The 18039-nt window shown below is 71.6% G+C and carries 22 protein-coding genes; all 22 read right to left on the minus strand.

Annotation, left to right across the window (positions count from 1 at the left end; translation table 11 throughout):
• Nucleotides 1-30 precede the first annotated feature (30 nt).
• Nucleotides 31-810, minus strand: a complete 780-nt coding sequence (locus OG747_RS40665; protein WP_405884349.1) for a DUF317 domain-containing protein — start codon at nt 808-810, stop codon at nt 31-33.
• A 2-nt stretch (nt 811-812) separates the two neighbouring features.
• Complete coding sequence (locus tag OG747_RS40670; protein ID WP_405884350.1) at nt 813-1325, minus strand: hypothetical protein; 513 nt, start codon at nt 1323-1325, stop codon at nt 813-815.
• A 72-nt stretch (nt 1326-1397) separates the two neighbouring features.
• Nucleotides 1398-2255, minus strand: coding sequence for a DUF317 domain-containing protein (locus OG747_RS40675; protein ID WP_405884351.1), 858 nt, complete (start codon nt 2253-2255; stop codon nt 1398-1400).
• Entirely contained in the window at nt 2237-2593 is a 357-nt protein-coding gene (locus OG747_RS40680) for a hypothetical protein (RefSeq protein WP_405884352.1), read from the minus strand. Before OG747_RS40680 ends, OG747_RS40675 begins: the two co-directional genes overlap by 19 nt.
• Nucleotides 2594-2631: 38 nt before the next feature.
• Nucleotides 2632-3435 carry a DUF317 domain-containing protein gene (locus OG747_RS40685; RefSeq protein WP_405884353.1) on the minus strand — a complete coding sequence of 268 codons (804 nt, stop codon included), beginning with the start codon at nt 3433-3435 and terminating at the stop codon, nt 2632-2634.
• Entirely contained in the window at nt 3432-3815 is a 384-nt protein-coding gene (locus OG747_RS40690; protein ID WP_405884354.1) for a hypothetical protein, read from the minus strand. Before OG747_RS40690 ends, OG747_RS40685 begins: the two co-directional genes overlap by 4 nt.
• 274 nt (nt 3816-4089) lie before the next feature.
• The gene (locus OG747_RS40695; RefSeq protein ID WP_405884355.1) at nt 4090-4497 is read right to left on the minus strand and encodes a hypothetical protein; all 408 of its coding nucleotides are present in this window, start codon (nt 4495-4497) and stop codon (nt 4090-4092) included.
• Between the two features lie 14 nt (nt 4498-4511).
• Nucleotides 4512-5162, minus strand: a complete 651-nt coding sequence (locus tag OG747_RS40700; protein ID WP_405884356.1) for a hypothetical protein — start codon at nt 5160-5162, stop codon at nt 4512-4514.
• Nucleotides 5159-5917, minus strand: a complete 759-nt coding sequence (locus OG747_RS40705) for a hypothetical protein (RefSeq protein ID WP_405885966.1) — start codon at nt 5915-5917, stop codon at nt 5159-5161. Before OG747_RS40705 ends, OG747_RS40700 begins: the two co-directional genes overlap by 4 nt.
• Before the next feature lie 23 nt (nt 5918-5940).
• Nucleotides 5941-6636: a hypothetical protein gene (locus OG747_RS40710; RefSeq protein ID WP_405884357.1), complete on the minus strand. Its 696-nt coding sequence runs from the start codon at nt 6634-6636 to the stop codon at nt 5941-5943.
• A gap of 12 nt (nt 6637-6648) precedes the next feature.
• Complete coding sequence (locus OG747_RS40715) at nt 6649-7494, minus strand: relaxase/mobilization nuclease (RefSeq protein WP_405884358.1); 846 nt, start codon at nt 7492-7494, stop codon at nt 6649-6651.
• Entirely contained in the window at nt 7491-7916 is a 426-nt protein-coding gene (locus tag OG747_RS40720; RefSeq protein WP_405884359.1) for a hypothetical protein, read from the minus strand. The genes OG747_RS40715 and OG747_RS40720 overlap by 4 nt, the downstream gene beginning before the upstream one ends.
• Before the next feature lie 99 nt (nt 7917-8015).
• Nucleotides 8016-8513, minus strand: coding sequence for a hypothetical protein (locus tag OG747_RS40725; RefSeq protein ID WP_405884360.1), 498 nt, complete (start codon nt 8511-8513; stop codon nt 8016-8018).
• 46 nt (nt 8514-8559) lie between these two features.
• The gene (locus tag OG747_RS40730) at nt 8560-9828 is read right to left on the minus strand and encodes an MFS transporter (protein ID WP_405884361.1); all 1269 of its coding nucleotides are present in this window, start codon (nt 9826-9828) and stop codon (nt 8560-8562) included.
• Between the two features lie 18 nt (nt 9829-9846).
• The gene (locus OG747_RS40735; RefSeq protein ID WP_405884362.1) at nt 9847-11037 is read right to left on the minus strand and encodes a hypothetical protein; all 1191 of its coding nucleotides are present in this window, start codon (nt 11035-11037) and stop codon (nt 9847-9849) included.
• Nucleotides 11034-11492 carry a hypothetical protein gene (locus OG747_RS40740; protein WP_405884363.1) on the minus strand — a complete coding sequence of 153 codons (459 nt, stop codon included), beginning with the start codon at nt 11490-11492 and terminating at the stop codon, nt 11034-11036. The genes OG747_RS40735 and OG747_RS40740 overlap by 4 nt, the downstream gene beginning before the upstream one ends.
• Before the next feature lie 346 nt (nt 11493-11838).
• Nucleotides 11839-12612 carry a hypothetical protein gene (locus OG747_RS40745; RefSeq protein WP_405884364.1) on the minus strand — a complete coding sequence of 258 codons (774 nt, stop codon included), beginning with the start codon at nt 12610-12612 and terminating at the stop codon, nt 11839-11841.
• A gap of 30 nt (nt 12613-12642) precedes the next feature.
• On the minus strand, nt 12643-13560 hold the full coding sequence (locus OG747_RS40750; RefSeq protein ID WP_405884365.1) for a hypothetical protein: 918 nt from the start codon (nt 13558-13560) through the stop codon (nt 12643-12645).
• A 279-nt stretch (nt 13561-13839) separates the two neighbouring features.
• Entirely contained in the window at nt 13840-14412 is a 573-nt protein-coding gene (locus tag OG747_RS40755; RefSeq protein ID WP_405884366.1) for a hypothetical protein, read from the minus strand.
• 14 nt (nt 14413-14426) lie between these two features.
• Nucleotides 14427-15941 carry a VirB4 family type IV secretion system protein gene (locus OG747_RS40760; protein WP_405884367.1) on the minus strand — a complete coding sequence of 505 codons (1515 nt, stop codon included), beginning with the start codon at nt 15939-15941 and terminating at the stop codon, nt 14427-14429.
• A gap of 28 nt (nt 15942-15969) precedes the next feature.
• Nucleotides 15970-16431, minus strand: coding sequence for a DUF6238 family protein (locus tag OG747_RS40765; protein WP_405884368.1), 462 nt, complete (start codon nt 16429-16431; stop codon nt 15970-15972).
• 95 nt (nt 16432-16526) lie between these two features.
• A complete protein-coding gene (locus tag OG747_RS40770) occupies nt 16527-17999 on the minus strand; it encodes an SCO6880 family protein (protein ID WP_405884369.1) in 1473 nt (490 codons plus the stop codon).
• Nucleotides 18000-18039 lie beyond the last annotated feature (40 nt).

Consider the following 18039-nt stretch of genomic DNA (forward strand, 5'->3'; position numbering starts at 1 on the left):
GTGCTTCCGGGTGGGGAGGGGAGGGGAGGGTCAGCGGCTGCGGCCGTGCCTGGGCGGCGCCTGCCGCGAGGGGATCGGGGCCGTCGGCGTGGTGGTGTGCCGGGCACTGAGGGAGCGGACGCGGTCTTCCAGCGCGCCGGCGACGTACACGGCGAGCACATCGGTGGTCTTGCGGGTGACGATGTCCGGGGCGAGGGTCGGCAGACTGCGCCCGCTGTCGGTGCGGTGCACTGGCCTCGGGTCGGCGAGCGCGGCGGTGAACGCGGCGACGAGGGGTGGCGGCGTGTGAGCGCCGAAGCGGGCCTGCCAGACCTTCTGGTGCGTGCCGACGGTGACGGTGACGAACCAGGCTCCCGGATCAGCAGGTGTTCCCAGTCGCTCGACGTACGCCGTCTTGTCGGGGGAAACGAGGCCGTCGTCACCGTACGGTGACCAGCCGACCTGCCGGAGGGTCCGGTACGGGTCGCACGGCGCGTCGGAGGCCGGGGCGGCTGGATCGGTGAGGGCGTCGGTGACGGCGGCGATCAGCTCGACGGGGGTTCGGGCGCCGAAACTGGCATACCAGGCGGGCCGGTTCGGCTCGGCGGCGTGGTGCAGGGTCCACCACTGGTCGTCGGGATCGGGCTCCAGGCGCAGGAGGGCTTTCTGGTCGGGGCTGGAGAGCAGGACGCGCGGCATCAGGGGGTCGTCGCCGTAACTCCATCCGCTGGCGCGGTGGAGAGGGACGGTGACCCAGGCGGGATCGCCCCCGCCGGCGAGGTGGCGCGGGGTGATGAAGTCGACCTCGACGGTCTCGGGCGTCGGGGGCATCGTCACTTCCGTGCCGCGGTTCGCCGGGAGGGTGTGAGGGCCGGTGTGGGTACCAGGGGTGAAGGGGCCCGGCGGGCTGCGGTGTTGATTTCTCGGAGCGCTTTGCCGTGGGTGGCCCAGTCGTCGAGGTAGCTCCACGATTCGGCGTGATGTTCGGCGAGGGCGTCGTCAAAGTCCGGCGCGCCGGGCCTGGCGGTGGCGGGGAGGGCGTCGCGGTTGAGCAGCCACTGCTCGTGCAGTTCGTCGAGTCGGTCGAGGGCCGTGTGCAGGACGCCCAGTTGGTAGACCCAGCGGCTCTGGACCGCGTTCTCCGGCAGTTGGGCCAGCTGTGTCTCGGCCGTGGCCAGCAGGTGCCGGGCGCCGTAGCGAAGCGTCTCGAACGCCTCGGCGGTGTCGGCGTCGCGCTGGCTCTTGCGCATGCCGTAGGCGTGGTCGTCGTGAGGCCAGCCATCGAGGTCGGTGTGCTCGTCGGAGTAGGCGTCCCAGGCGTCGAGGATCTTCTTGCTGTCCTGCACGTAGTGATCGAGGTGGCGCAGGAAGTCGCGGTGTGTGTGGTGGTCTCGGGAGATGGGAGGGGTCCTGTCGGTTCAGCGGCGAGCGGCCGGCTGCGCGGTGCTGGCGTGGGCCGGGGCCGTCACGGGGTTCTTCTGCTGGCGGCGCGTGGGGCGGGCCCGGGCGCGGAGGGCTTTGACTCGCGTGGCGTGCGCGTGGACCGTCTGCTCAGGAGTGAGGGGGCTGGGCTTCTGCGTCACGCCGTAGGTGGCAGTGCGGTCGAACATGCCGCGCTGCAACGGTGCGGGGTCGGCGAGCGCGGTGACGAAGGCGGTCACGAGGTGCTCGGGCGTGTGACTGTGGAAGGCGGCGTGCCAGAGGTGAGCGCCGCGGCTGCCGATGTCGGTGGGGAGGTCGCGCACCTCGATGTGCCAGGCGACTCGCACCTGTTCGCGCCAGGGCACCGTGCCCGCGCCGTTCTCGGGGAGGCGCTCCACCTTGCAACTTGGATGATCGCTGTAGGCAATTCCGCGGCCGTCGATAAGCCAGCCTGCGGCGTCCAGCACGGCCAGCGGGCTCGTCGGCTCGGCGGGCGCCTGGGCGACGAGCGCGTCGGTGAGGCCGGCGAGGACTTCGGCGGGGACGTGCTCGCCGAACTCGGCGTACCAGCCGAGCTCGGTGCCGACGGGCTCCGCCCGTAGCCGCCACCACGCCGAGGTGCGCGACTGCGGGTCGAACTGCAGCCTGTGGCGAAGGTCAGGGCTCGCCAGGATGATCTCGGCGCTCAGGGGGTCGGAGACGGCGTTCCATCCGGCGGCGGCCAGACCGTGGGTGACGTGGCGGGCGTCTCCGGGGCCGGCGAGGTGGCGGGGGCTGGTGTCGTACGGGATCTGCGTGGCGTGCTTGTCGGCGAAGGCGGCGAGCTGCCGTTCGCTCAGCGGCACCAGCAGCATCCCTGCTCGCTCGTCGGCGAGCTGCCGTACAGATCGCGGAGATCGTCCAGCACGTAGTGGAGGGTGTGCTGGTCGGCCAGTTCCCATGCGGCCGTGCGCAGCTCGGTGACCAGAAGGTCGCCCTGCGCCGTGCGCGGCGTGTCCGGGTTCTCCTGCACGGCGCGGGCGAGGGCGCGCAATGTGTCGGCGAGCTGGACGGGCAGGCCCGTGTACTCGTCGAGGAGGGGCTCGACGAGGGCGAGGGCTTCTGCGGGGTCGGGGCTCTCGCGCAGGTAGTCGGTGAGATCCGCGAGCGTTTCGGTCAGGGTGTGGATGGTGTCCGGGGTGAGTGCGGGCATCGGGCTCCTCGGGGCGGGGCGGGGCGGGGCTGTTGCTGTCAGCGGCGGGTGCGTGCGCCGCCGGCCGGGGTGTAGGGGCGGGTGTTGGTGCGCGGCCTGGTGCTGCGGGCGCTATTGCGGGCCCAGGTGGCGGCGCGGGCGGCCGTGATGCGGGCCTGCTGCCACGCGCTGAGCTGGGAGGGCTTCACGGACACCGACCAGGTACGGATCTGCGCGCTCATCGGCACGCGTCCGCGTGGGCGCATCACGGGGTCCGGGCTGGCGAGTTCGGTGGAGAAGGCTTGCACCAGGTGCATCGGGGTGTTCGGCGTGAAGTTGGCGGTCCAGCCGTTGCCCTGCTTGTCCTGCGCTCCGGTCCACCACATCGCCGCCCCGTCGGGGCTCTGCCGGTACTGCATCCACGCGGTGCCGTCGGGGCTCGTCGCCATGTAGTCCTGGCCCTCGAAGCGCGCGTGCCAGTTCTGCTCCTGCAGCGGGGCCCACACGTTGGGGGCGTGGGCGGAGCGGGGGCGGGTGAGGGAGTCGGTCAGGCCGGCGACGATCTCCACCGGCGTTTGCCGGCCCAGGTGCGCCGACCACTCGCCGCTCGCCCCGTCAGCCCGGCCGTGAATGGTCCATCCGCCCGGCAGGATGTAAGGGTCGTAGGCGATGCGGACGGTACGGTCCGGGCTCTCCATCTGCAGGGGGCCGCCCGTCTTGGACTTGTCCCGCCAGCCGGAGGCGCGCAGGAACTCCGAGACGTGCCGGACGTCGCCGCCGCCGGCCAGGGCGCGGGGCTGTACGAGGTAGTGCTGCTCGGCCTGCTCGCCGGGTCCCCAGCCCTGCCACTGCTTCTTCTTCACCGGCGGCGCCGGACGACGAGCGGTGCGGGTGCCGGAGGCTTCGCCGCCGTAACGGCGGGCTGGGCGCCGACGCGCTGGAGGGTGTCTTTGTGTTCGTCCAGGTCGAGGGTCATGTCGCCGAGTTCGTTCGAGGCACGGCCCAGGGCAAGCCACACCTCCGCGGGGAGCGCGCCTCGCTCGGCCTGGTCCTTGGCGAACACGCTGCCGGTGGCGACGAGGTGAGTGACGCCGCCCAGGACTCCGGTGTCCGGGTCGAGCACCCGGGCGATGACCTGAGCGGCCTGGGGCGGGGGAAGCTGAGAGAGGTGGTCGGCGAGCTGGCCGAGCTGGCGGGTGATCTCGTCGGCCAGTCTCACCGGGTAGGGGGTGGGGTGGGACATGCTCCTCCGGGTCGGTGGACGGTCAGTGGTGGTGGTGCTGTCCGACGCGCTGTGTCTCGGCCAGTACTGCCTCCGGGCGGGCGCCGGCCAGGGGGGAGGTGTGGTCGGGGCCGGTCGGAATGCAGGCGCGCAGATAGCGGCGGAAGAGGGCCGTGGCGAGTCGGGGCTTGAGCCGGTTGCTGATCGGTGGGGGCGTGCGGGTAGCTACGGGTTTCTCCGGGATTCGGGTGATGAGGCAGGTGGCCCCGGCTCGGCGCCGGGGCCACCCAGGCGCTTATGGCATGCGGCGGGCCGGCGTTGGAGGCGAGGGGGAGGTGGACGGTGCCGGTTGCCGCGCGGCAGGGCGGCGGGCTCGGCTACGCAGGTCCTGCACGGCCTGCTGGTAGGCGTGTTCGTCGAAGACGTCGGGCGTGCAGTTGACCTCGTACCCGGTCACCAGCAGCGTGAGAATGGCGCGGGTTGCCAGCCGCCTCTGCTCGTCGGCGTCGAGGTGCTCGGGCACGGTGTGCCAGATGTAGAGCGGTGCGTCCGTCGGGTAGGCGTGGCGCTCCAGGCCGAGGCATTCCAGTAGGTCGTGGAGCTGGGCGGGGGCGCCGGTCGGGGTGTCGGCGTGGATGGTGGTCGTCAGGGCCTTGATGTAGATCTCGACATCCGTGCCGTATTCGTCGGCCAGGTTGGCCATGTGGTTCTCCGTGGTCAGCGGCGGCGGGCTTCCGCGGGCTGGACGCGGCTCGGCGGTGGTGATGCGGTGGCTGGCCGCGGCATGGGGCGGGCGGCGTGGTTGCGGGCGTGGAGGATGGCGTGCGCGGCCTCGCTCATGGAGGTGGCGGTGCTTCCGAGCCGTTCAATGGGATCGGGTTCACCGGCGGGCGCGGCCCCTGGGAAGTCGCTGGCGGCGATCCAGACGCGGACGACGACTTCTCTGGCGAGGGGCAGCAGCCCGTGGACGGGGGCAGCTACCTCGGTAAGGATCTCGGCCAGCTCGCTGGTGGTTGTGGCGGCTGCGGCTCGCTCGGCGAGTCCGGCCAGGTAGCGCAGGGCGGCTTCACGTTCACCGTCCGGTGCGACCAGCATGTTCAGCGTGGGGTCGAGGTGGACGCTGTGCCCGGCGGCTAGCAGAGCGTGCGAGGCAGCGGTCGCCTTCAGGCGCTGCTGCTCGACGGGCAGGCCGTGGGGAAGCCGGTGATAGTCCCCGCGCGGCCCGGGAGCGGAGAGGAAGCCGCCGGTTCGCTGGAGGATATCGGCGGCCCTTTCGGTGCCGCCGATGGCCACGACCAGGTCCGTTCGGGGGTCCTTGGTGATGGTGACGTACTCCAGCACCCAGAAGTCGGCCTCCTTCTGCTTCACCGAGACCGGGTGGCCGGCGTACGAGGACCGGCCGGGACGGGCGGCACGGAAGCGGGCGCGGCGGCGGGCGCGGTCCGGCCTGCGGGATGCTGCAGAGCGGTGCCGATACCGAGCGCGTCCAGGCGCGGGCCGATCTCGCGCAGGGCGCGGGCCTGGGCCTGGGTGTCGTCACCACTCAGGCGATAGATGCCACTCTGCGGGTCCTGAACGAAGCCGTGGGCCAAGAGGACCGCGTCGGCGCGGTCGTCGGCGGGGGCAGTGGCGATGCTGCCGTCCGGCTGCCAGGTCAGGACGACCCGGTCCGGCTGGGAGGGCTGGACGCCGCCCAGAGCGTTGTGGCGGACCTGGGCGAGGGCGCTGTCGTAACGGGCGAGCAGGTCGCCGGCGACCTGCTCGGCGCTCAGGAACGGGTCATCGGCCAGGGCGATGCCGTTGGGCTCGGGAACGGCGCGGAACGCCTCGTCGGGCAGGGCGTGCGGGGCGACGGCGGCGATGAGGAAGCCGTCGCGATCGTCGTGCCGGTCCAGAAGGACGAGCTGCGCGCCGTCCGGTCGGCTCAGGACGGCGGCCTGCTGCAGGGGATGTTCAGCGAGAGAGGCGGCGACCAGGTCCAGGTCCCAGATGCGGTCGGCGAGTTCGGCGAGGTCGTCCTTGGCGTCGGCCGGCAGGTGGGAGCTGGTCCAACTGTCGGGGAGTTCGCCGGCGAGAACGTCGGCGTAGGAGGCGAGGCGCTCGGAGGTGTCGTGGTCGTGCATGGTGTCCTTGGGCGAGATGGGAGTCAGCGGCGCAGCCCGGCGGCCACCGGGGGCGGCGGTGCCGGGAGGGTGCGCGGCGGGGGCGGGCAGGCGCACACGGCAGAGCGTTCTTGCTCGGTCGAGGGGACTTCCCCGGTGCAGGCGCTGCGGCCGGGATGCGGTGCATGCCGGTCGGCGAGCTGATTGCGGGTCTCGGAGAGGTCGCTACGGACGACGCGGAGGTGCTCGTCGGCGAGGTAGCGCAGCCGCCGTGCGATGTAGGGGTCGGCTGCCTGGCCGAGCCCGTCGTGGAAGTCGGCGGTTGCGGTGAGGACTTCCTCCAGCGCGGCGAGGATGCCGTCGTGGGCTGCGGTCAGCTCGGTCAGGGCATCGGCCGCCTCGGCCGTGGTGGTGGCCTCTCGAAGGCGCTCGGCGAGATGCGCGACCGAGGCGCCCAGGGGTAGATAGCTGGCCGGACGAGAGTCGGTTTCGAGGTCCGCGTCGCAGTCGACGTGGTATCCGGCTGCTCGCAGACGGGCGACGGCGTCGGTGGCGAGACGGACTTCGTCGTCCTCGGCCATGCCGGTGGGGACACGGTGGTACGTCTCGTGGACGCGGACGACGGCGATGAAACCCGCGCGCTGGAGGATGCTGTGCGCCTCAAAGTCGCCGCCGCGGGCGAGGAGTTCGTCGGAGTGCGGGTCGCGGCGGATGTCCAGGAAGCGTTCGGTGCGGGGCAAGGAGACGTTTTCCTACGGTGATCGGTGGGTGTTGTGCCGGATGGCGGCTGAGGCCGGGACGGCACGGGGCTGGACCAGGCGGGTTGCGGTGGTGTCCAGGTCCTGCTGGATGGCGTGGAGGCGGCGGGCGATCAGCTCCAGGCGGTGCGCCGTATCGGTGCCGGTTGCTCCCGGCTGGCGGGCTATCCGGTGCGCGGTGTGCTCGACGATTCCGCGGACCGCGGCCAGCGGGCCGTCCTGTTCGTCGGCGAGCTGCGTGAGGATGGTCGCGAGCTGGGCCGACGCCGTGAGCGCTGCGCGGACGGCGGGCCGCGAAGGGGGGTCGGATTGAACAGGGATCAGGTGGAGGTCCTGTTCGATGCGACGCGCCTCATGTGCCAGGCGCCGCAGTTTGTCGGAGGGAGGAGCGTGCCACGCGCCGTCGAGGTGGATCAGGTTGGCGATCAGGTCGAGGCGCCCGGGCTGGGCCTGGACGGCGATCCACCGGCAGCCATGTTCCTTGCCGGGGATCTCGATGCCGGCGGCCCGTGCGAGCCGGTAAGCGACCTCGGCCCACTCCGGTCCGGTCAGCTCCCGGTCGTCGGGGTGAAGGCGGACATCGAGGTGCAGGATCGCCCGCCGGTCGTCGTCGGGGCTAGCGGCGAACGGATGCTCCAGGCAGGGGTCTTCGAGGTGCTCGGCCCACTGGACGGACGTCCAGGTCTTCTGCTCGTCGTCCAGGGTGAAGTAATCCAGGCCGGGCCAGTGGGCGACGATCGTGTGCTCCGTCAGGCCCTCGTTCGGTGAGACCGGCCGACCCAGCGCTTCTTCGAGCGGGTGGTGGGATCGGTGGGTCCGCTCGTGCAGGCGGGGGATCACCGGCCGTTCCGGATGTCGGCGATGTGCACGAGCTGGCCCAGGGCGGTGGTGGTGTACCAGCCGCAGTCGATCAGCTCGTCGCGGTCGGCGAACCGTGCGAGGAGGGTGTCCTCCATGGCCCGGAGGTAGATCAGGCAGTCAGGGCAGCGGCGTGAGAGATGCACGAGGTAGCGGGGGTGGGCGGTGACGTATGACTGGGCGCCGCCGGTCGCATCCCGCAACCGCCACCCGTCCTCGTCGGTCGGGGTGTGCCAGGAGGGGGCCACGACGCGCATCGCGTCGCCCCACAGTTCTCCGCCGGCCACTCCCTTCAGGACGACGACGGTGTCACCGGCCTGGAAGTGGCCGTGGGTGATGTCCCGGTCGGTGGTGAGCGGGTCGGGCGTGGGTGCGAACGCCGAGGTGGGCGGGGGCTGGGACATGAGTTCCTTCCGCGCGATTGCTGGCGGGGTGGGAGCATCAATAGTCCGGAGGAACGCCGGTTTGGCTAACCGGCGTTTCCCGGCTATGTTGCCCCGCCGTCATCGGAACGGGTTCTCCGTCCCGCGGTCCGCCTCGCTGGCCGCATCGAGCAGTTCGAGCAGGTCAGTGCCGTCGGCATCGCGCTGGTCGATCCACCATCCGGCACGGGTAACGGAGCGGGCCTTCTCTTCCAGCTCCGCCCAGTCCGCCTCGTCCCAAGTGCCCTCGATGACAAGGGCCGTGTGCGCGGCCGCCATCAGCTGGTAGCGGGAGCGCTCGCCCCAGTCCAGGGCCTTCTCCGGGCCCTCCAACTCCGGCATGTCGAACTGCTTGGCCCAGGCGACGGCTGCCTCCTGCTCCTCGGCACGCTTGGTCGCGAGCCACTCCTCCTTGGACTCAGAATCGGCGTCGCGCGCCGCCTTCCAACAGTCGGTGCAGTCCTTCGACGCCAGCCAACGGGCAAAGCCTGCCCGCTTGTCGGCGGGACGGTTGGACAGGTCATGATCCACGCTGTGGGAACAGGCGTGCTCCACGGTCCAGTGCGTACGCACGGCCATAATTCGATCTCCTCAAAAGGGGGTTGAAGGTGGAGGTGCGCCCTGATCAGGGCGTCTTGTGCCGGCCTCGGAGTGAGCGACGGTGCAGGCCGCGCGGCCGGTGCCCGGCGGGGCGGAGCTGTCGACGCGCGGCGAGAAGGACGGCGAGAGCGAAGGCCGCACCGGCGGCGGGGAGCGCCGCGCTGGCGAGCGGCTGCTCGGCGAGGCGTCCGGCCAGGGCGGTACCGGCGGACTGCCCGACGCCGATCGAGAGGATCAGCCACGCGTACGCCTCGCTGGTCCGGCCCGCCGGGGCGAGGACGTCGGTGGTCACGTATGCGCAGGCGACCACGACGGTCAGGAACGCACCGGGCACGGCGACCGCAGAAGTGGCCGCGAAAGGTGCGGGCAAGACCGCCAGCGGGAGCCACCCGGCAAGGAACGCGGCGCTGGCGATGATCAGCCGGTCGGCGGTGGTCCGACTCCAGGTGCGCCGTCCATAGACGAGGCCGCCCAGGAAGCTGCCGGTCGAGAACGCGGCGGGGATGATGCCCGAAAGCATGTCCTGCTCGTGGTGCTCGGCCATGGCGATCGACCACACGTTCATGGCCCCGATCGCGAACCCGATGCCGGTGAGCGAGAGGAACAGAAGCGCTAGGCCGGGGCTGGTCAGCCGACGAGCGGCACCGCGCTTGGTCTCGGCTGACGGCGTCGGTCGCCAGCGTCGCGATGGTGGAGCGAGCACGACCACGGTGGTGCCCACCAGGCCAAGGAAGGCGGTGACGGTGAGCGCGACGGTGGGGTTGTAGGCGGACGCGAGGGCGGCGACGAGCAGGGGGCCGACGATGTACAGCAGGCCCTGCGTGCCGGTGTCGAGGGCGAGTGCGGCGTGCCGGAGGCGGGCGTCGGGCAGCACGCTCGGCCACAGGGTTCGCAACCCTGCCTCCAGGGACGGGGTCGTCAGGCCGTCGGCGACGACGATGGCCGTGGCGAGGCCCGGCCCGCCGTACGGCCCGGTCAGGGGAAGAGCGACCAGGAGGGCCGCGCTGAGCATGGCGGCCGGAAGGTGCACGGCGGTCTGGCCGTGGCGGTCCATGAGGCGTCCCTTGACCGGCTGCACCACCGAGGAGGACAGCCCGTACAGGGCGCTGAGCAGCCCGCCGAAGGCGATGCTGCTACCGCTCGTGGTGGCCCACAGGAGGATCGCGACGGGCGCCATGCCGTTGGGCAGGCGGCCGATGAGGGTGCCGCCGAGGAGGCGGGCGACGTACGGGCTGCCCAGCACCGTGCTGTAGGTGATGCGCGGTGCCGGGGCCGGGGGTGCGGTCGGGGACAACGGGTGCTTTCTCAGGTTCTAGCGGTGGCGGGCGGCCGTGCTGGCGCGCGGTGGCGGCGTGGGCGGTGTGGTGTCCACGGCCGGGCGCGGGCGGGCGCGCAGCACGGGGGTGCGGTGCGGGGGCAAGACGGCGACGGTCGCGCCGAGGTCCTCGGCCGCGTCTTCGACTTCGCGGGTGAGGAACTCGATCTGCCGGCTCAGTGCCGAAAGCCGGGCGGCGATCTGGCGTCCCTGTGCGGTCTCCAGCGCGCTGGCGAACTGCCCGCTGATTTCGAGGAGTTCTTGGAGTCGGACCATCGGTCCTGCGTCGTAGCCGCGCTGGGTGGCGCTGAGAAGGGCGTTGGAGGCGTCGCCGGCGTGCTGAGCCTCGACGACGTCCCGGAGGAGTTCCTGCAGAGAGATCTCGGGGACGGGCTCGGGCCGGTTGAACGCTGAGACATCGGCGCGCAACACACCGGGCGGGACTGCTGCCGGCAGTACTTTCCCTGCCTCGTACTCGTGGGCGTAGTGCCCGATCACCTGCCAGCCCGGCACCCCCGGATCGCCGCGCAGTGCGACCACCGTCGAGTCGTCGTCCTCGACCAGATATGCGAGGGTGATCGGCTGCCCGTCGGCGGCGTACCACGACTCGGTCAGCTCCAGTTCGCCGCGCCGTTGGGCTGCCTGGGCCCTCTCGGTCCACATCTGCTGTTCCTCGTCGGCCAGCGGAGCCTTGTGGTGCTGGCCGTCGCGCTGGTCAGCGAGGTTGCTGGCGATAAGGCTGTGGTCCGCCCAGGCGGTGAGGTGCGGCCACAGCCCCGCGTGCTGAGCGCGTTCGGCCTGGGAGTTCGGGGCGGCCGGCCGGTCAAGGGCCCGGCGGATCTCTGCGGCGGAGGCGGCAAGGCCGTCCAGGATGGCCCGCCACCCGGCCACGTGCCGGGCGGGGGACAACTCGTCCAGCGCGAGGCGGGCGGTATCGAGGAGAGCCTCGGCGTGCGGGGCGAGGTGGGTGGCGTACGCCTCCACTGCCGCCTTGTCGCGGTGGGCTCGTGCGGCTGCCGCGGCGCCCGCGTGGACTGTGCGGCCGTAACGGTCGCGTGTCATGTCGAGCGCGGCCTCGGTCTCACGGTCGATGACCGCCATCCGCAAGCGGAAGTCACGTGCTCCGGTGGCCAGTTCGAAAGGTGTCGGCGCGGGGCCGTCAGGGGCCGGGCTGCTCGCGGGCGTCATCGGGACCGCCCGCCGGTCGTGGCCGTCAGATGGACGGTCGGAGCGTAGGTGGGCTTCGGCGGGATCGGCCGGGCCGCCGGCGGGGAGGTGGTAGGCGGTGCGGAGCGCTGCGTCGTCCGGCCGGCAGCGGCCTGGGCGAGACGGCTGCGGCGCTCCTGGAGTCCGTTTGGCCGGGCGGGGCGCGGCGGGCCGGCCGAGAGGGATGGGTCGAGACGGATGTCGGCCTGCACGGTGTAGCCGTGTCGGCGCAGGTCGTGGACGGCTTGACGGGTGCGGCGGATTCCGTCGCGCTCGGGCTCGCTGAGCCGGTACAGACCGGGTTCTCCGGGAACGGGCTCGAACTGCTCGCGCTCCAGGTACCAATGGGCGAGGTGCGCGGGCAGGCCGGCGGTGAAGGAAGCCACGAAGCCGTGTTCCTCGTGGTCGCCGAAGGCGAAGTGGGTGCCGGGTCGCAAGGGGGCGGGGTTCTCCTCGGGGCGTGGGGCGGAAGGGTCAGGGCACGCGGTGCGCGGGCCGGGCCGCGGTGAGGGGACGGGCTGGTGCGGTGACGGACAGGGTCGGGTTGGCCTCGTTGTTGATCTTCGAATAACGGGTGATGACGTCGCGGGCCTGGGCGGCGCTGAGAGCGGGCTCGGGCTTCGGGGCGGCGCTGGCGCTGTGCGTCTGCCGGGCCTCGGCGGGGCCGTCGTCGTTGGCGCAGCCGGTGAGGGCCAGGGCGAGGCAGGCGGCGCCGGTGAGCAGCGACAGGGAACGGCGAGCGGTGCGGATGGGGGCTCCAAGGATCTGTTGGGCGGGTGAGGATCAGCGAGTACGGCTGGTCGTGGGCGCTGTTTTCGGCGATGCCGGCGGAAGGGCCGCGCTGGTGGTGGGCGCCGAATGGCGGAGGTTCACACCGATGCCCTGGGCCGTGAGTTGCTGGACCACGCCGTGGACGCGAAGTGCACGACCGTTGTCCCCATCGGCGGCGGGAAGGAGGAACGCCGCTTGGTGCGGGTGGTATTGGAAACCGTGGGCGTACAGCGTCATCCGGGCGTCCACCGGCACGCTCTCGTACGGTGCGCCGAGGGCTCCGTCGCTGTACAGGGTCAGGGTGAGGACTTGTTCGACCTGCGGCGGCCCGGGCCGGTGCGGAGGCTCGGGCTGGTCCGCTGCGTGAGTGAGCACTGTCTGCAGGGCCTGCTCGTAGCGGGGCAGCACTCGTCGGGCCACTTGAGCCGCTGCTCGGGCGGGGTCCTTGGGTACGGCGATGCCGTTGGGTTCCCTGACTGCGTCGAGGTGGTGTGGCTTGATGTGCGTGCCGACGGGGGCGAGCGGGGCGACTACGAACTGATGCGGGTAGAGGGGGCGGTCGGCTACGTACAGGCGCTGGTTGGCCGGCCCGTGGAGTACGGCGTCGTGGGTGAGGACGTACTGGCTGACGATGTAGTCGACGTGGCCGATGTCCCAGAGCTGCTCGGTGCGGGGGAACTGGTCCTCATACCGGGCGTGGCGCTGGTAGTCGCTGGTCCAGATGCCCGGCAGGCGTTCTGCGAGGGCGGTGGCGAAGGCGGACAGATCGGTGCGGGGTGAGGTCATGTGTTCCTGGAGGGAGGCGGTGAAGCGATGTCAGCGCGTGTGCCGCGGCGGCGCTGGCGGGAGGGCTCGCGGCGGAAGGGACGGTGCACGAGCGGGGGTGGAAGGCAGCCGCGGTGCGGGCGCGAGCGGGGTGAGGGCCCGCATGCGGTCCTCGGCCACGTGCAGGACCTCTCCGAGGTTGCGGACCTCGGCGGCAGCGTCGGCGAGGTCGTAGGACAGGTCGAAGCCGTCGTCTTCCTCGGCTTCCTTCGCCTTCTCGCTGGCTGCTTCGAAGAACTCGCCGAGCTGCGTCAGAAGGCCGTCGGTGGGTTCCAGGATCTGGTGCAGCAAGGTGGCGGCATCCGCGTGCGACTCGGTCCCGTTGAGCCGGTCGGTCAGATCGCGCAGCGCGTCGCCGTAGACGTAAACGGGGCCACGGTCTGGTGTGCCGGGGGTGTCCCCGACCGGGGGCGTCGGTTGGGCTGGGTGCACGTGGGGGCTTTCGTGAGGCAGGACGGGATGCGGGAGTAGTCCGAGCTGGGCGAGGCGGTGGTCGATCGCCTCAATCAGGGGTTGGGCGCTGCCACCGTGGAGGGCTTCCGGCCGTTGGCGAGCGCCGAGGTCGTCGGTGGGGGCCGAGTCGTAGAGGACCTCGAACAGCGTCTGGTCGTCGGAGTGCTCGCGGGTTGCGATCCAGCCCTCGGGGTCGCCGGGTGGACGCTCGGAGGCCGGCTCCTGCGGCGGACTGATGATCAGGTAGCTGTCGTCGGGGAGAGAGACGCGCACGATGTAGGCGCTGAGGCCGAACTCGATGGCGCAGGGCAGTCCGCGCGCCCGCAGCGGCGTGGTGATGTGCGCGTGGCGACGCCACAGCTCCTGCCACCACGGCATGTTCACGTCGCGGTGGTCAGGCATCGGCGCGATCGGAGCCGCGCGAGCGTCCATGACGTTCGCCTCGTCAGCGGCCACGGCTTCTCCTGCGGGACGCCGGTCGGTGTGGCGGAGGCGTTCGGCGAGCGAGGTCGGCTTCCGGCTTCGGCGCCGGACTGAAGCCGAGTTCGTACTCGTCGTGGGCGGCGATCAGGTCGTGTTCCAGCTGGGCTTCACGATCGGCGACCTGCGCTATGAGGTCGTCGTGCTCGGCTTGGCACTGCTGGTATTCGGCCCAGTCGTCGTCGCTGAAATGAGCGGGGCGGTTCAGAACATTCCTTGGGGTTGCGGGTGGATCGGGGCTCGGGGCAGGCGCGGTCAGCGGTGGCGACCGCCCGGCCTGGGTAGCGGAGGCGCCGGCGGGCCTTCCTGACGAGTGAGCGACGCGAGGAAGCGTTGGAAGCCGACGTGGTCGTCGAGTTCCTCGGCCGCGTCACGAAGGGATTCCGAGGTGCGCCGCAGGAAGGCGCGGGCTGAGGCGTGATCGATGACCATGCGATTGGCGAGGAAGCGCCGGTCGGTCGGGTTGGCGGACCGGGGCAGCGCCAGAGCACACTCCGCGGTCTCGGTGAAGTGCGGTGCTGCGTGGCTCGACATGGTCGCCGCCGTGCCGAGATGCTTCAGAACGGTGATTCCGGCGCGGGTGGTGTGGTGCGAGCTTCGGGCGAAGTCAGCAGTCAGCTGGAGGACGTCGCGGGAGAGCTCCTGTGCGTCGAGGGCGTGCTGGAGCAACGCGGTGTAGGAGGGCGCCGCCGGTACGTTTCCGTTCTCGTCGAGAAGCTCCCACTGCTGGGCAGCGTCGTACAGTTTGTCCTTCATCGCGTTGAGCGTGCCGATAAGCTGGAGGGCGTCGTCGCGAGGTATCAGGTCGCGTTGGAAGTCGGGTTTCACGGGCCTCTTGGTCGTCAGTGCATCCGGGCGTCGGTGTCGAAGAGCGCCAGCTCGTGGCTGTGCAGGAGGTGCTGCACGATGAAAGATCGTCCGGCGACTTTCCACAGGCCGCGCCCTCGGTTGAGGTGGGCGATGGCGTCCATCTCGACGGAGGTCAGGCCGAGCAGCGAGGCTGCAGCGTGGAGCTGGTCGGTCTCCTGGCGATAGATGATCCGGGTGGAGCAGTCGGCGAGAAGTCCTTCGGCCAGGGCGCGGCCCTGTGATCCGGCGTCACCTGCGGTGAGCAGATCGCTAAGTCGGTGGATCACCATCAGGTTGGCGATGCCCAGGCCCCGGGAGAGCTTCCACTGGGCCTGCATCCGTTGGAGCAGGCTGACGTGCCGCATCAACCGCCATGCCTCGTCGTACACGATCCAGCGCCGCCCGCCACTGGGGTCGGAGAGCGCGGACTCCATCCAGGCAGAGGCACAGGTCATCGCCAGGACGAGGGCGGTGTCGTCACCGGAGCCACCGAGGCGGGACAGGTCGATGGTGAGCATCGGCGCAGTCGGGTCGAAGGCTACGGTGGAGGGCGCGTCGAACATGCCGGCCAGGTCGCCATGGACCAGACGACGCATGGCGTGGGCGAGGTCGCGGGCGGCGTCGCCGAGTTGGCCCGACATCATCCCGGCGGCCTCGTCCAGCGTGTGGGGGTTGTTGAGGGTGGCGGCGACGTCGCCGAGGAGCGGGGTGCGGTGCGTGTCGGCGGCGCGGGTGACGACGGCATCGAGGGCGACGTCCAGGGCGGTGTGCTCCATGGGCATCAGGTCCCGGCCCAGGACGGTGCGGGCCAGGGAGCCGAGCAGGAGCAGGCGCCGTTTGCGGATCTCGCCGACCCAGTCGGCCTCGGACACGCTCGCCGGGCGTGGGGCAGCGTCCAGGGGGTTGAGACGTCCGGGCAGTCCGGGGCCGAGGGCGACGGATCGGCCGCCGAGGGCCTCTGCCACCGGAGTCCACTCGCCTTTCGGGTCGCACGGCACGTACACGCGGTATCCGAAGGCGACCGATCGCAGCGCGAAGGACTTGGCGAGGGCGCTCTTGCCCTGGCCGATCACGCCCGCCAACAGGAGGTTCGGATTGGTGAAGCCCTCGACCTTGCCGTACAGCGCGAACGGGTCGAAGACGAAACTGGCTTCGGCGTGGACGTCGCGACCGATGTAGATGCCCTCGGCGCCGAGTCCGCCTTCGGCGAGGAAGGGATAGGCGCCGGCCGCGACTGCGGTGGTCATGCGGTGGGCGGGCAGCTTCAGCCGGTTCCCGCGAGCGGAGGCGGGCCCGGGGCGTCCGCCGGCTGGGTAGAGCGCGACGGGCATCAGGTGCTCGGCGGCCGTGCTGTCGCTCTGGTGGGCGCTGGCTTCAGCGCGGGCTTTGGCGGTGGCCTCGGCGAGCTGACGGCGGGCGGCCTTGCGGCTGGCGCGGTCGGTGCCGTGGGGGGTGAACAGCGGGCTGGCGGACGCGCGACGGGCGCGACGGGCGGGCCGGTGGCTCATCGGGGGCCCTCGATTCTGCGGGTGGTACTCATCGCACGCAGGCCGTGGTGTGCGGGCGGAGGTCGGTGGGCGTGGTCTTGCGGCGGACGACGTGCCCGGCCGCGAGGTGGCGCTGGCAGATCGTCAGCACGGGCGGCCCCTCGGGGAGCCGCTCCGGATGGCAGGCGCCTGGCTCGGTGTCGGCCTGGGGCGTGCCGGGCAGCAGGTGGAAGGCGGCGTGGACTTCGCTGGTGGCTTGCCACAGACGGGTGTGTGCGGAGGCCAGGTGACGTCCGGCGCTCGGGTGCGGGGGCCGGGTGTGGTCGGCGAGCCGATCCAGAAGCTGGAGCAGAGCGGTGAGGTGAGCGTGCAGTACGTCCAGGTGAAGACGGTCACCGGGCCTGGGCCGGTCTCCGCCGGATGGCGCCAAGGTCCGTGCGTGGTGGCGGATGCCAGCGCTCGCGGCGCGGAGGTAGGGGTGCGCGTCGTCGGGGCGCGTAGAGGAGGTCAAAGGTGGTGGTCCTTCCTGCCGGCAGGGCAGTTGGGGCGTCCCGTCGCGGGTGAACCGGAGTGCGGTGGGGCAGAGCACGGACTAGCGATGCTGGCTCACAGGGCGGTGCGGGCGAGTGGAAGTGCGGTGAGGGCGAAGGCATCCGGCTGCTGGTAGTTCAGCCTTCTCAGGTCGACGCCGGAGGTGACGGCGTGCGTCTCGATCTGTGCGCAGGCGGCGTCCAGGAGCGCGTCGGTCTCGGCGGTGACGGTGACAAGGCCGGTCAGGGCCACGTCGGCGTGCCCGGCGATGAGCTGGCGCTCGCGTGTTTTCACGTCGGCGTACTCGACGGAGTCCTCTTCCGAATCGACCTGGCCGCGGCGTGCGCGCTCGTTGGCGTCGGCGATGATCGCGGCCTTGCGGCGCTGCACGTCGCGTAGCGCGGACTCGAGTCCTTGGGGCGCGTATATGAGGGAGAGGCTGCGGCGCACACCGGCCGTGAACATGATCCCGTGCAGGAACCCGGCCCCCATCTCAGTCCTCGGCCAGTTCTCCACCCAGTACGTCGCGTGTCGTGCGCTGTCGGTGGCGAGTCGGTCGTACTCCTCGAACTGCACGACTGGTCCGGCGGCGGCAGGGTCCGCTTCGGCACGGCCGGTCTCCGACCACTGCTGGAGGGCTGCGAGCGCCTTGGGGTCGTAGGCGGTGCGGATGACGGCGGCGATCTCCCGCGCGCTCAGCCAGCCGGTGACCTGGAGACCTGCATTGCGGGCGGCCTGCGCGATGGAAGCAGTGGTCTGCTCCATGACGGTGAAGGCGCCGGGCAGCCCTCCACCCGCCTGCGAGATCAGGCGCCGGGCGGCCTTGAGGTCGAGAGAGATGGCGAGGTACGTCTCATGCGGGGCGGCGGCAGGGCCTGCCGAAGCGACCAGTTCGGAGTAGATCTGCCCGGCGACGGGGGCGTTGGGCTGCCCGTTGTGGGTCCAGTGACGGGTGAGGGTGTCCCCGCTGTCAGGGACGGTGCGCTCCAGCACCTGCACGGTGGAGATGTGCCCCGTTCGGGCGATGCCTGCCAGCGCGCGGCCCCAACTGCTCACGTTGTGGTTCTGGGTGGCGGGGTCGAGCAGGGCGAAGGCGCGGCTGGTGACGCGGGCGATGGCCGTCAGGGTCTGCTGCTGAGGGTCGTGGACGGCCGCGGCCCCGTTGGCGGAGTCGCCGGGGGTGACCACCTTGAGGGAGGCGGCGGTGCCGGGAAGGTGGAGGACGCCGTCCTGCCGGGGCCGGGTGACGGGCCGGGCGAGCCAGAGGGTCTGGCCGGTGCGGCGGCGGTGCGCGTATCGGGTGACGATCGGTGCCCAGTCGATGAGGGAGCGGCCGTGCCGGCGGATCGCGACGAGGGCGCCGGACGTGGCCCACAGGGGGGCCAGGGCGATGGCACCGAGCAGTCCGGTGGAGATCACCGTCATCAGCAGCAGGGCCAGCGTGCAGGACACGAGGACGAGTTGGGGCAGGGAGAGGCCGAGGAGGATGCCGCGGCGGGACCGGTGAGGGAACTTCACCGTGACCGGGGCGACGGAGAGATCAGTCATGGGGCGGGTCCTGGAGGCGCGGGTGGAACCCGGGGGCGGG

It is taken from the genome of Streptomyces sp. NBC_01384 (assembly GCF_045040035.1).
In the GTDB taxonomy this organism is placed as follows: Bacteria; Actinomycetota; Actinomycetes; order Streptomycetales; family Streptomycetaceae; genus Streptomyces.